General features: G+C 70.9%; 10 protein-coding genes. 3 read left to right on the top strand and 7 right to left on the bottom strand.

Translation table 11 applies throughout. The annotated features are described in order from the left end of the window. Positions 1-139 precede the first annotated feature (139 nt). Entirely contained in the window at positions 140-2212 is a 2073-nt protein-coding gene (locus QSK36_RS00905) for a DNA gyrase/topoisomerase IV subunit B (protein ID WP_182901591.1), read from the bottom strand. 246 nt (positions 2213-2458) lie between these two features. On the opposite strand from QSK36_RS00905, the gene QSK36_RS00900 reads away from it, so the two are divergent. Then, a complete protein-coding gene (locus QSK36_RS00900; RefSeq protein ID WP_030505707.1) occupies positions 2459-2689 on the top strand; it encodes a DUF7455 domain-containing protein in 231 nt (76 codons plus the stop codon). A gap of 144 nt (positions 2690-2833) precedes the next feature. Here QSK36_RS00900 and QSK36_RS00895 read toward each other — a convergent pair whose 3' ends face one another. Beyond that, positions 2834-3565 (bottom strand): GNAT family N-acetyltransferase, encoded by a 732-nt coding sequence (locus QSK36_RS00895; RefSeq protein WP_285780990.1) that lies wholly within the window; start codon positions 3563-3565, stop codon positions 2834-2836. Between the two features lie 101 nt (positions 3566-3666). Continuing rightward, positions 3667-4275 (bottom strand): GntR family transcriptional regulator, encoded by a 609-nt coding sequence (locus tag QSK36_RS00890; protein WP_285780989.1) that lies wholly within the window; start codon positions 4273-4275, stop codon positions 3667-3669. Positions 4276-4339: 64 nt separating this feature from the next. On the opposite strand from QSK36_RS00890, the gene aceE reads away from it, so the two are divergent. Together aceE and QSK36_RS00880 are read left to right on the top strand one after the other, a co-directional pair. Further along, on the top strand, positions 4340-6796 hold the full coding sequence (gene aceE / locus QSK36_RS00885) for a pyruvate dehydrogenase (acetyl-transferring), homodimeric type (protein WP_285780988.1): 2457 nt from the start codon (positions 4340-4342) through the stop codon (positions 6794-6796). Positions 6797-6878: 82 nt separating this feature from the next. Beyond that, a complete protein-coding gene (locus QSK36_RS00880; protein ID WP_285780987.1) occupies positions 6879-7628 on the top strand; it encodes a YaaA family protein in 750 nt (249 codons plus the stop codon). A gap of 1 nt (position 7629) precedes the next feature. Here the strand turns inward: QSK36_RS00880 and QSK36_RS00875 are convergent, their stop codons facing one another. The 4 genes from QSK36_RS00875 to QSK36_RS00860 form a co-directional block, all read right to left on the bottom strand. Next, positions 7630-8595: a hypothetical protein gene (locus tag QSK36_RS00875; RefSeq protein WP_285780986.1), complete on the bottom strand. Its 966-nt coding sequence runs from the start codon at positions 8593-8595 to the stop codon at positions 7630-7632. Between the two features lie 115 nt (positions 8596-8710). Then, positions 8711-10402: an RNA polymerase sigma factor gene (locus tag QSK36_RS00870; RefSeq protein WP_285780985.1), complete on the bottom strand. Its 1692-nt coding sequence runs from the start codon at positions 10400-10402 to the stop codon at positions 8711-8713. Between the two features lie 218 nt (positions 10403-10620). Beyond that, complete coding sequence (locus QSK36_RS00865) at positions 10621-12594, bottom strand: SpoIIE family protein phosphatase (RefSeq protein WP_285780984.1); 1974 nt, start codon at positions 12592-12594, stop codon at positions 10621-10623. Between the two features lie 177 nt (positions 12595-12771). Next, a complete protein-coding gene (locus QSK36_RS00860; RefSeq protein ID WP_285780983.1) occupies positions 12772-13338 on the bottom strand; it encodes an HhH-GPD-type base excision DNA repair protein in 567 nt (188 codons plus the stop codon). Between the last annotated feature and the right edge of the window lie 3 nt (positions 13339-13341).

The following is a 13341-nucleotide window of genomic DNA, read 5'->3' as shown; positions in this document are numbered from 1 at the left end:
GTCACAGATGACGGCCTGACACCGTCAGGTCACGGACGGTCATAAGGGGCACCCTTCCCTGGGGAGGAGGTGCGGACGCGTGCCCCGATTCCTCCCAGGCCGGGCTCGCGACGATGAGCCGGTGCCCGGCGGGCACCGATCAGGCGTCGATGTGGTCGCGGTCCACCTCGGCGGCGCTGCCGATGATGAACTCGCGGCGCGGGCCCACGTCGCTGCCCATGAGGAGGTTGAAGATGTGCTCGGCATCCTCCACGTCCTCGATCCGCACGCGGCGCAGGACGCGGTGGCGGGGGTCCATGGTCGTCTCGGCGAGCTGGTCGGCGTCCATCTCACCAAGGCCCTTGTAACGCTGCACGGGGTCCTTCCAGCGCTTGCCGCGCCGCTCCAGGTCGCGAAGGACCTTGTGCAGCTCGGCGTCGCTGTAGGTGTAGATGTACTTGTCCTGGCCACGCCCGGGGTTGGTGACCTCGATGCGGTGCAGCGGCGGCACCGCGGCGAACACCCGCCCGGCCTCGACCATCGGCTTCATGTAGCGGTGGAAGAGCGTGAGCAGCAGGCAGCGGATGTGCGCGCCGTCCACGTCCGCGTCGGCCATCAAGATGATCTTGCCGTAGCGGGCCGACTCGATGTCGAACGAGCGGCCCGACCCGGCGCCGACCACCTGGATGATCGCGGCGCACTCGGTGTTCTTGAGCATGTCGGCGACCGACGCCTTCTGCACGTTCAGGATCTTGCCCCGGATCGGCAGCAGAGCCTGGAACTCCGAGTCGCGGGCGAGCTTGGCCGTGCCCAGCGCGGAGTCGCCCTCGACGATGAACAGCTCGCTGCGGTCGACGTCGTCGCTGCGGCAGTCGACCAGCTTGGCGGGCAGCGCCGAGTTCTCCAGGGCGGACTTGCGCCGCTGGTTGTCACGGTGCTCACGGGCGGCGATGCGGGCCTTGGCCGCGGCGACGACCTTCTCCAGCACCGCGCGCAGCTGCTGCTTCTGCCCTCGCTTGGGGGTGGCGAACAACGCCTTCAGCTCGCGGGCGACCACGTGGGCGACGATGCGGCTGGCCGCGGAGGTGCCGAGCACCTCCTTGGTCTGTCCCTCGAACTGCGGCTCGGGCACCCGCACGGTGACGACCGCGGTCAGCCCTTCGAGGATGTCCTCCTTGGTCACCGGCTCGTCGCCGTTCTTCAGCAGCCGGGTCTCCCTGAGCTGCTCGTTGACCGTGCGGACCAGCGCCCGCTCGAACCCCGCGACGTGGGTGCCGCCCTTCGGCGTGGCGATCACGTTCACGAACGAGCGTACGGTCGTCTCGTAGCCCTTCCCCCAGCGGATCGCGACGTCGACGGTGAGCTCCCGCTCCACTTCGGTCGGCGTCATGTGCCCCTGCTCGTCGAGCACGGGGACCGTCTCGTGGAAGTGGCCCTCGCCCTGCAGCCGCAGCACGTCGCAGACGGCCTCGTCCCGGGACAGGAACTCGGTGAACTCGCTGATGCCGCCGTCGAAGCGGAACGTCTCCTCGACCGGCTCCTCGCCGCGGACGTCGCGCACCACGAGCGTGAGCCCCGGCACCAGGAAGGCCGTCTGGCGCAGCCGCACGTGGATCTCGTCGAGCGAGACCTCCGCCTCGGGCAGGAAGATCTGCCGGTCGGCCCAGAAGCGCACGCGGGTGCCGGCGGTGTTGCGCGGGGCCGGGCCGCCGTCGCGCAGACCGGACTTCTTGCGGAACTTGGCCGTCGGGCCGTCGCCGTCGAACACGCCGGGCACGCCCCGGCGGAAGCTGATCTGGTGGACCTTGCCGTCGCGGTCGACCTCCACGTCGACACGGGAGGACAGCGCGTTGACCACCGAGGCGCCGACGCCGTGCAGGCCGCCGGAGGCGCCGTAGGAGCCGCCGCCGAACTTGCCGCCCGCGTGGAGCTTCGTGTAGACGAGCTCGACGCCGGCCAGGCCGCTCTTGGGCTCGATGTCGACGGGAATGCCGCGCCCGTTGTCACGCACCTCGATCGAGCCGTCCGCGTGCAGCTCGACCTCGATCCGCGTGCAGTAGCCTCCGAGCGCCTCGTCGACCGCGTTGTCCACGATCTCCCACAGGCAGTGCATGAGGCCGCGCGTGTCCGTGGAGCCGATGTACATCCCTGGGCGCTTGCGGACGGCCTCCAGGCCTTCCAGCACAGAGAGATGACGGGCGGTGTACCCCGTCTCCGCGCGAACCGCAGTCACACCCAACTCCTACTTATCAATCGAACACGCGTACGCAGCTTAACGCCACTCAATGTTTGTACGCGCACAAGCTTGCCAGGCGCAGCACAATGACCGGCACTTTCGCTGTGATCCCCGTCACTTTCCCGATCATTCTGCTCTGGGCGTAGTCGGAGCATGATTGGGAAGGCCCGTATCCGGTTAGATGTTGTCCCAAGTGACTGACGCCAACGTCCCCACAGCGTGGGGCGACCCGAAAGGCGATACGTGACTGGAGCTCTCGCCCCCATCAAGCCGCTGACGGCCCTGGACCGGTGCGACCGGTGCGGTGCTCAGGCCTACATCCGCGCGACCCTGCCCGTGGGTGGGGAGTTGCTGTTCTGCGCCCACCACGGGCGTCAGCACGTGACTGTGCTGCGCGACAAAGGTGCTGAGATCCAGGACGAGTCAGCCCGACTCAGTGAATCCCCCGCGATCGCCCCTGACGGCGAGCGCTGACCCCATAGACGGCGTGCCGGAGCGTCAGACGATGATGTCGGCTCCGCGCGCCGTCGCCATATAAGCCATCGACCCGGGCCGCCCGCCCGGCGCGACCGCCGTTCCCCGCTTCCCCCGGGGTCCGCGGCGGACGGCGCCGGCGGGTCAGGACCGCACCCGGTAGTGGTAGCGGCCGGCGACGGTGAATCCCTCACGCTCGTAGAGCGCGCGGGCGCCGGTGTTGGCCTCCGTCACCACCAGGTACGCGCCGTCGGCGCCACACCGCCGCCCCCAGGCGAGCAGGGTGCGCAGCACGGCCGCGCCCAGCCCGCGCCGCCTGGCGTGCGGCTCGACTGCCATGCAGTAGACGCCGAGCCATCGCCCCTGCGGCACGCCCCTTCCGACCGCGCCCTCCTCGAGGAGGACGTACCCGGCGGGCACCCCGCCGAGGATGCGCTCACCCCACGTCCGCGCCGGAACCTCCCCGGCGTCGCGGTGGCGCCCGCCGTCCACGCTCCACCAGGTGCGCAGCCACCGTTCTGACGGCCTGTCCTCCACCGCCGCGTCGGCGGCAGGCTCATCGCCGGTGAGCGGCCTGGTCATCACCAAAGTGGGATCCACGAGCCGGTAGCCCCGGCGGCCGAGTTCGTCGTCGAGCCCGGGCGAGGCGCCCATGCCGACCGAGAACACGCAGGGCTGCCCGATGCCCGCGTAGAAGCGCTCGGCCCGGTCGACCGCCTCCGGCAGGTTCGCGCACTGTCCCAGCGGCAGCACCGAGTTGGCCCGTTTCGTCACGCCGCCCGCGTGCCGGTAGACCCAGCCGCCGTCCTCGGCCCGTCCCGGCGCCGGCCATGCCGCATCGACCAGCAGGTCGAACTGTGCGTTTTCCTCGTTCACCCGCCGCAGCCTAGTTGACCTGCGCTGCTCGGGTTCAGATCATGCGTCCGGGGCAGTGGAGGGCTTTCGATTCCTCGGGCCCCCTCGAAGGAGCGGCGGTGCTAGGCCGGGGCGTAGCCGAGCACGTGCTCGCGGAGCAGGACGCCCACCTCGGGGTCGTCCCGCTCGAACGCCTCCACGAGAGGTTCGTGGTCGGCGGCGTTCTCGTGCGGACGCATCCGGAACAGGCGGATCGACAGGTGGGTCCACACCTCGATGCCGAGCGACTCCCACACCGACAGCAGCACCTCGTTGCCCGAGGCTTTCACGATCTCCCGGTGGAAGGCGACGCCGTGCCGCACCTGATCGTGCAGGGCACCGGCCGCCGCCGCCTCGCGCAGACGGCCGAGGTGCGTACGCAACGCCTCCACGGAGGGCCTGCCCAGCCGGACGGCCGTCTCCTCCAGCCCCGCCCGCACCTGGTACACCTCGCGGAGATCGCTCCGGGTGAGCCTGCGGATCCGCGCGCCCTTGTTGGGCGCGGACTCGATGAGCCTGAGCGCCTCCAGCTCGCGCAGCGCCTCACGCACCGGAGCCTGGCTGACGCCCAGCTCGGCCGCCATCCGCCGCTCGACGAGACGGTCGCCGGGCTTCCATCGGCCGTCCGTCAGGCCGTCGAGCACGGTTTGCCGGATCTGGTCGCGAAGCGGCGACCGCACGACGGGTTCCACGAGACCGATGATAAGGCCGGACGGCACACATCCGATGATCGATCATAGGGTGTTTAATGAATCCATGGACGTAGACCTGGACCCGCAGGAGACCGCCGAATGGCTCGAATCCCTCGAGGCGGTCCGCCGTGCAGCCGGCCCCGAACGGGCCGACTACCTGCTGAAGCGGCTGGCCACCACCACCCGCTACATCAACACCGTCCCGGCCTCCGAGGAGCCCGTCTACCCGGGTGACCTGGAGGTGGAGGAACGCATCGCCGCGTACGACCGGTGGAACGCCGCAGCGATGATCACGAGGGGAAGCCGGCTGGGCCTCGGCGGCCACCTGGCGACCTACGCCTCGGCCGCCTGGCTGTACGAGGTGGGCTTCAACCACTTCTTCCACGCCGGCCACGACCAGGTCTACTTCCAGGGCCACGCCTCCCCGGGCATCTACGCCCGGGCCTTCCTTGAGGGCAGGCTGAGCGAAGCCCAGCTCGACCTGTTCAGGCGCGAGCCCGAGGGCGGGCTGCCGTCATACCCGCATCCGCGGTCCATGCCGGGCTTCTGGCAGTTCCCCACCGTCTCCATGGGTCTCGGCCCGCTCAACGCGATCTACCAGGCCAGGTTCAACCGCTACCTGCACAATCGCGGCATCAAGGACACCTCGCACAGCCACGTATGGGCCTTCCTCGGCGACGGCGAGATGGACGAGCCGGAGTCCACGGCCGCCCTCACCCTCGCCGCCCGCGAGGGGCTCGACAACCTCACCTTTGTGATCAACTGCAACCTGCAGCGGCTCGACGGGCCGGTGCGGGGCAACACCCGTATCGTCCAGGAGCTCGAGAGCGTCTTCAGGGGCGCGGGCTGGCACGTCGTCAAGGCGCTGTGGGGCCGGGAGTGGGACGGGCTGCTCGGCTCGGACGAACTGGTGGCCCGGCTGGGCGAGGTGCCGGACGGGCAGTTCCAGACGTTCGCCGCCTCGACGGGCGCCTATATCAGGGAGCGGCTGTTCCAGGGACTGGACGTGCCCTGCTCGGACGACGACCTGCGGCGCATCGTCGGCGGGTCCCGGGCGGGCCACGAGCCGCGGAAGGTGTACGCGGCCTACCGCAGGGCCCTGGACAACCGTGGCGCGCCCACCGTGATCCTCGTGCAGACGGTGAAGGGCTGGACCCTCGGTGCGGGGATCGAGGCGCGCAACGCCAACCACCAGATGAAGAAGCTCACCCAGGACGAGTTCCGCGCGCTGCGCGACCGGCTCGGCCTGCCGGTGCCGGACGAGGCGCTCGACGGCGACCTGCCGCCATACCTGCATCCCGGGCCGGACTCGCCGGAGGCGCGGTACGCCGCCGAGCGGCGCCGCGAGCTGGGCGGGCCCGTTCCCCGCCGCACGGTCTCCCATGCCCCCCTGCCGGCCCCGGGCGAGGCGCCGTTCCGGGCCCTGGAGAAGGGCTCGAAGCAGCCCGTGGCCACGACGATGGCCTTCGTCCGCCTGGTCAAGGACCTGATGAAGGAGCCGGAGACGGGACGCCGCTGGGTGCCGATCGTGCCTGACGAGGCCAGGACGTTCGGCATGGAGTCGCTGTTCCCCACCGCCAAGATCTACTCGCCGCTGGGCCAGCGCTACGAGTCCGTCGACAGGGACCTGCTGTTGTCGTACAAGGAGGCGGCCGACGGGCAGATCCTGCTGGAAGGCATCACCGAGGCCGGGTCGATGGCGTCGTTCACGGCCGCGGCCTCCAGCTACGCCACCCACGGCGAAGCCATGATCCCCTTCTACATCTTCTACTCGATGTTCGGCTGGCAGCGCACCGGCGACCAGATGTGGGCACTGGCCGACCAGCTCGGCCGCGGGTTCCTCGTCGGCGCCACCGCCGGCCGGACCACGATGACCGGGGAGGGCCTGCAGCACGCGGACGGTCACTCGCAGCTCCTCGCCTCGGCCAACCCGGCGTGCCTGGCCTACGATCCCGCCTTCGCCTACGAGGTGGGGACGATCGTGCGTGACGGGCTCCGGCGCATGTACGGCCCCGGCGGCGAGGACGTGTTCTACTACCTGACCGTCTACAACGAGCCGCTGCCCCAGCCCCCGATGCCCGAGGGCGTCGAGGAGGGCATCCTCCGGGGGATCTACCGCTATGCCGCCGGTGGCGGCCAGGCCCACCTGCTGGCCAGCGGCACCGCGATCCACTGGGCGCTGGAGGCGCAGCGACTGCTCCGGGAGGAGTACGGCCTGGGCGTCGACGTGTGGTCGGTCACCTCCTGGAGCGAGCTGCGCCGCGACGCCATGACCACCACGGGCGTGCCGTACGTCCGGCAGGCCCTGGCCGGGACCGCGGGACCGGTGATCGCGGTCAGCGACTGGATGCGCGCGGTGCCGGACCAGATCAGCCCGTGGATCGACCGGCCGTGGACCTCGCTCGGCACCGACGGGTTCGGGCTGTCGGGCACCCGCGAGGCGGTCCGCAGGCACTTCGGCGTCGATCCCCGCTCGATCGCGGAGGCCGTGCTCAAGGCGGTGGAGACCGGCCGGGACTGAGCGACACGCCGCGTCGACGACCATCGCGCAGCGCCCCGATCGGGGGAAACTCTCCGGTCGGGGCGCAGTAGGCTGCGGAACCGTGCTCATCCTGCTTCCGCCCTCGGAGGGGAAGGCCGAGCGGGGCACCTCCGTCGTCCGCCGGCTCGGCTTCCCCGAACTCGCCTCCCCGCGCGAGAAGGTCCTCGACGCCCTCGTCTCGCTCTGCCACACGCCCGAGGCGCGCGACGTGCTCGGCCTGTCGGAGGGGCAGACCGGCGAGATCGAGCGCAACCTGGCGCTCCCCACGGCGCGCACGCTGCCCGTCGCCGCCCTCTACACGGGCGTGCTGTACGACAACCTGAGCCTCGCCACCCTCTCCCCCGAGGCCCGGCGGCGGGCCGACCGGAGGATCGTCGTGTTCTCGGCGCTGTGGGGCCTGCTGCGCCCGTCCGACCGCGTGCCGCCCTACCGGCTGTCCATGGGCGTACGGCTGCCGCCGATGGGCGGCCTGGCCGCGTTCTGGCGGCCGTCGATCAGCGCGGTGCTCGACGCGACGAAGGGGCTCGTGGTGGACATGCGGTCGGCGACGTACGCCGCCGCCTGGCAGCCCGGCGAACGCGGCGTGGCCGTACGGGTGCTGCGGGAGGCCGCCGGGAAGCGGACCGTCGTCAGCCACATGGCGAAGGCCACCCGGGGCGTGGTGGCCCGCGCGCTCGTCGAGACCCCCGACCGGCCCCGTACGGCCAGGGATCTGGCCGACCTGCTGACCGGCCTGGGACATCGGGTGGAACTGGCGGCCCCGGCCGGGCGGGGAAAGCCGCGGACCCTCGATGTGATCGTGGACGAGTGAGTCAGAGATTCAGCCGGGCGCAGGCCCGGCGGTACTGCTGCGCCGGATCGCCGAGATGCGACCAGGGCAGCCGGCTGAAGCGGCCGCCCGTCCTGGCGAGGTGCCCGCGCGCCGGACGCCGGAGGTCGGACAGGTAGAAGGCGGCGCCGAAGACGTTGTGCGCCTCGACCGAGCGCGGGTGCGCCCCGCCGATGCGCCGCTCCGCCCAGTGGGCGGCGGCCGAGACGATCTCGCGCTGCGCCTCGAAGGAGAACCAGCCGCCCCGGGACATGGGGGTGCGCCCCGCGGCGACGATCTCGAAGTGGGCCAGCGGCACGAGTGCCGGGAGCGGGCTGCCCTCCGGGGCGTGCGCGGCGGCCGAGCGGGCGAAGCCGAGCATCTCCTGGGCGGTGCCGCCCCAGCCGGGCGACAGGGTGATCAGGCGGGCCAGCGCCCCCGAATACAGCGTCGGCCACCGGCGGGAGCATTCGTACCAGACCGCGTCCTTGTCGGCGCGCGGCCGGTCCAGCCCGATGGCCAGCCACATCAGGCACTCCCACGGCACCGGGTCGACCGGCGCGAGCCCCGCCGCCGCCAGCAGCGGCTGCCTGGCCTGTTCCATCGCCGACCGGTAGGCGTGCAGCCGGTCCGCCTGCACCGCCCTGGCCCGCACGTCGGGCCTCAGCTCCCAGGCCTCCTCCAGGCGGGCCCGGCCGAGCCACAGCCACAGATCGGGATTGCCCTGGTCGTGAGCGAGCAGCGCCTCGATCGACCGGCTCGCCCCGATGACGGCCCGCGACAGCGCCTCCGCCCGCAGCGACCGCGCCTCCGGGTCGCCCCGGCTGTCCGCGAGGACGGCCGCCGCCGGTCTGAGGTCACCCCGGGAGGCGGCCTCGACCGCCTCGTCGAGCATGGTGTCCGCCCACGGGCGGTCCGGGATCACTCGTGGCCCCCGAGCACGCGCCCGATCCACTTCGATCACTCCCATGAGGCGCGAGCCTAGGAGCGTCAACGTGCCCGTGGCGCTACCACGAGGTTACGGGGGCGTAAACGTCATCGTCCCCCGGCCGTGATGCGTGGCCGAGGGACGATCGACTCGTGCGTCAGTCCAGGTAGTCGCGCAGCACCTGCGAACGGGAGGGGTGGCGCAGCTTCGACATGGTCTTGGACTCGATCTGGCGGATCCGCTCGCGGGTCACGCCGTAGACCTTCCCGATCTCGTCGAGGGTCTTCGGCTGCCCGTCGGTGAGGCCGAACCGCATCGACACCACGCCCGCCTCCCGCTCCGACAGCGTGTCGAGAACGGAGTGCAGCTGCTCCTGCAGCAGCGTGAAGCTGACGGCGTCGGCCGGGACGATGGCCTCGGAGTCCTCGATGAGGTCACCGAACTCGCTGTCGCCCTCCTCGCCCAGCGGGGTGTGCAGAGAGATCGGCTCGCGGCCGTACTTCTGCACCTCGATGACCTTCTCGGGGGTCATGTCGAGCTCGCGGGCCAGCTCCTCCGGCGTGGGCTCGCGGCCGAGGTCCTGCAGCATCTGCCGCTGGACGCGAGCCAGCTTGTTGATCACCTCGACCATGTGGACCGGGATGCGGATGGTCCGCGCCTGGTCGGCCATGGCCCGGGTGATCGCCTGCCGGATCCACCAGGTGGCGTACGTGGAGAACTTGTAGCCCTTGGTGTAGTCGAACTTCTCGACCGCACGGATCAGGCCCAGGTTGCCCTCCTGGATCAGGTCCAGGAACAGCATGCCGCGGCCGGTGTACCTCTTGGCCAGCGAGACCACGAGGCGGAGGTTGGCCTCCAGCAGGTGGTTCTTGGCGCGGTGGCCGTCCTCGGCGATCCACTCCAGCTCGGCGCGGACGTCGACGGGCAGGCCGTCGGCCTCCTGGGCGAGCTGCTCCTCGGCGAACAGGCCGGCCTCGATCCGCTTGGCGAGCTCGACCTCCTGCTCGGCGTTGAGGAGCGGCACCTTGCCGATCTGCTTGAGGTAGTCCTTCACCGGGTCGGCGGTGGCGCCGGCCGCCGCGACCTGGGCGACGGGCGCGTCGTCATCGTCGTCGGTGAGGATCAGCACCTCATCCTCGGACTGGACGAGCGCCTCGGCCTTGGGCTCTTCGCCGTCGGCCTCTCCCTCGGTCTCGGTTTCGGATTCTTCGGTCTCCACCTCGGCGTCGATCTCGACGTCCTCGACCTCGATGTCGAAGTCCTCGATGTCGACGTCACCTTCGAGGTCGATGTCCTCGTCGTCCTCGGCGATGTCGGCGGACTTCGGCTTGGAGTCGGCCTTGGCCGCCTTGCCCTCGGGACCCGTGGTGGGGGCCTCCGGCTTGGCGGGTGCGGCCTTCTTCGGCGGAGCGGGCTTGGCCGGAGCCTTGGCGGCGGCCGGCTTGGCGGCGGGCGGCGCGGGCTTGGCCGGAGCGGGCTTCTTCGGCGCCGGCTTGGCAGCCGGCGCGGAGTCGGTCACCACGGCGGTCACGGTCTCCGGCTGCGACTCCTTGGCCGCTGCGGATTTGGTGGTCTTCTTGACGGGCGCGGTGGTGCGGCGCTTGGCTTGACCTCGAGAACGCTTGGGAGCCGCGGAGTCGGCGGCCGTCACCACGACGGTCACACCCTCCTTGCTGAGGCTGCGCAGGAATCCAGCGGCTTGCGACATCGGGATGTCCGCTTCCTCGAAGGCCTTGCGGACATCCTCGGACTCGAGGAAACCCTGCGAGCGCCCACGCTCGAGGAGCTGCTGAATCACTGGCTCGTTCAGCTCCGACGGCTTCGAGCGAGTCGAACTTGCAGGCGACACGAACACCTCTCGAACGAACGCATGGCGAGAATGGACCCAGGTGCTTCTTCTTTTCCGGTGGTGAGGTCGCGCGGACCGCGACATGCCATTGTGGCACGCCACGGTACGTGATACGGCCGCGTCCCGCCGGTTGCCCCTCCACCCTAGGCCGACCGAGACACTAGTGCGTACGGAAGGAGGTCACTGATACCCGAAAGCAACCGTTATGACTGTTTCATTCAGTCACTCTTCGTGGCCGGTGGAACGTGGACCGCGAGTACCGTTACGTCATCGTCCTGTTCATACCCGGACAGCATGTGGTCCACCAGGAAATCGAGCAGCATATTCGGGCTGTTCAGGACCTCCGGGGGCGCTTCGGCCACGACGGACGAAAGCTCCCTGAGCCCGGCGTCCAGCCCGCGCTTGCGGTTCTCCACCAGACCGTCCGAGTACAGAACGGCGGTGTGACCCGGCGGCACGCAGAACCTGAACTGCTTGCGGCTCGTGGCCCAGCCGAGCGGTGTGCCCGGCTCGGTCTCGTGCAGCAGCCCGACGCCCTGCGGCGAGACCAGCAGCGGCGGCGGGTGACCGGCCAGGGCCAGCGTGCCCTCCCCGGTCCCGGGCTCGACGACCATGTACGCCAGGGTGGTGACCTGCTCCTCCTCCTCGGTCGCCTCGAAGACGCGGTCGAGCCCCGTCAGCACCGCGGCCGGGGGCGGATTGGTCAGCGCGAGGGCCCGCATGGCGTTGCGGATCCGGCCCATGCCGGCGGCGGCCTTGACGCCCTTGCCCATGACGTCGCCCACCACGGCCGCCACCCGGCCGTCCTGCAGGACGAACGCGTCGTACCAGTCGCCGCCCACCTGCACGTGACGTGAGCCGGAGCGGAAGCGGTAGGCGAGGGTCAGGCCCCGCACCACCGGCAGGCGTTCGGGCAGCAGGCTGCGCTGCAGCGTCTCGGCCGTCTTGTGCTCGCGCTCGAACAGCGTGGCCCGCCCGGCCGCCAGCAGCGGCAGGCCCACCCAGGCCCGCTCGTCCGTCTGCGCGAGGAAGCCGGAGATCTGCGCCTCGTCGGCGCCGGCGTCCACGAGCTGGGCCCGCAGGCTGTCGGGCGACTCGGCGAAGAGCGGGCGGCGGCTGTTGACCGCCATCGTCATCACGTTGGGTTGCGCGAGGTCGATCTCCTCGCCCCGGGTGTCCGGGGTGCCGCCGCTGCTGATCAGCTTGAGCGTCGCCCGGTCGAGGTCGAGCAGGGCCACGGACGAGTGGTCGGCGGCGAGGGCCGTACGGCCGACGTCGATGATGACCTGCACCACCTGCTCGACGGTGAGCGCCTCGGCGAGCTGGGCGGTCGCGCCCTGGAGACGGGCGGTGCGCAGCGCGGCGGCGCCGAGCTGGTCGGTGAGGCGGCCGCGCATCTCCTCGGCCTCGCGCTGCGGCGTGACGTCGGTGTTCGCCCCGACCCACTCCACCACGCGGCCGTGCCTGATGATCGGCACGGCCCGGACCTCGAAGTGCCGGTAGCCGCTGGCCCGGGTGCGCACCCGGTAGCTCCACTCGAACATCGTCCGGCCGCGCAGCGCCTCGCGCCACGCCTCCTCGGTGCCGGGACGGTCGTCGGGGTGCACCGCGTCCAGCCAGCCGTGCGCGAGGTACTCCTCCAGGCCCTGGCCGGTGATGGCCCGCCACTGGGGTGCGTCCTCGGCCACCGAGCCGCTGGGCGAGCTGATCCACACGAGCTGCTGCTGCGACTCCACCAGCGATCGGTAGCGTTCCTCGCTGCGCTCCAGCATCTCCTCGTTCAGCTGCCGCTCGGTCACGTCCACCCCGAACAGCGCGGTCCCGACGACGCCGTCGTCGTCGCGCATCGGGAAGAAGGACACCGTCCAGTGGCGGCTGTCGCCGTTCTCGGCGCGGGTCCTGATCCGCTGGTCGGTGACCGGCAGCGCCTCGTCGGCGATCCGGCGCAGCGCCGCCTCGATCAGGGTGGTCAGGTCGGCCGGCAGCAGCTCGGCCGGTTGGCGGTCAAGATGCAGCTCGACAGGATGGCCGGTCAGCTCGGTAAAGGTGGAGTTGACCCGGACGAAACGCCCATCCGGGTTGAAAAACGCGAAGGCAAACGGCGCCTCCGACATCAGGCCTCTGAAGAGGTCGGAGTCTGATATGTCCAAACCGGGCTCCCGGGGCCGGGGCACGGAGGTTTCGGCGCTCATGGTCGGCACCTCCGTCGCGTGCCAGCGTCTCCCACGAGGCACATCTCCATAACTGTGATTGGTAGCGCAGATCTGCCCTACATCATGGGCGATCGGCATGCGCGGACGGAAGCCCCGCCCGCCATGCGGTCAACGCATCCTGTCAAAAGACCGGCGTCTCGCGCAGGAGGATCCGGCCTACTTCTTGGCCGCCCGCTTCGCTTCCTGCTTGGTCGCGCGAACCAGTTGCAGGCTCTCGGCGTCCACGACGTCGGCCACCGACCGGTGCACCCCCTCCTCGCCGTACGGCCCGGCCGCCTCACGCCAGCCGTCCGGGCGCACACCGCACTGCTTGCCCAGCAGGGCCAGGAAGATCTGGGCCTTCTGCCGGCCGAATCCGGGGAGGGCCAGCAGCCGGCGCAGCAGCTCGGCGCCGTCGCGGACATCCTTCCACACCTTCTCGGCCGAGCCATCGTAATGCGCGACGAGATAGGTCGCGAGCGCCTGGACGCGGGCCGCCATCGCCTTGGGATAGCGGTGGACGGCGGGCGCCGCCGCGAGCAGGGCCGCGAACTGGTCAGGATCATAGGAGGCGATCTCACGCGCGTCCAGGTCGCGGCCGAGCCGGTCGGCGATCGTACGGGGCCCCGCGAAGGCCCGCTCGAGCGGCACCTGTTGGTCGAGCAGCATGCCGATGAGCAGTGCGAGGGGGCTGCGGCCGAGCAGCTCGTCGGCCTCGGAATCCTGGGCGAGCCGGATGCGCATGGG

Origin of the sequence: Microbispora sp. NBRC 16548 (genome assembly GCF_030268985.1) — a bacterium.
Taxonomy (GTDB): Bacteria; Actinomycetota; Actinomycetes; order Streptosporangiales; family Streptosporangiaceae; genus Microbispora; species Microbispora catharanthi.
This window is presented reverse-complemented; position numbering and strand designations above follow the sequence as displayed.

Coding starts and splice junctions, on each gene's coding strand:
- aceE (WP_285780988.1), top strand. CDS start 4,340: ATGGACGTAGACCTGGACCCGCAGGAGACCGCCGAATGGCTCGAATCC.
- QSK36_RS00875 (WP_285780986.1), bottom strand. CDS start 8,595: ATGGGAGTGATCGAAGTGGATCGGGCGCGTGCTCGGGGGCCACGAGTG.
- QSK36_RS00865 (WP_285780984.1), bottom strand. CDS start 12,594: ATGAGCGCCGAAACCTCCGTGCCCCGGCCCCGGGAGCCCGGTTTGGAC.
- QSK36_RS00860 (WP_285780983.1), bottom strand. CDS start 13,338: ATGCGCATCCGGCTCGCCCAGGATTCCGAGGCCGACGAGCTGCTCGGC.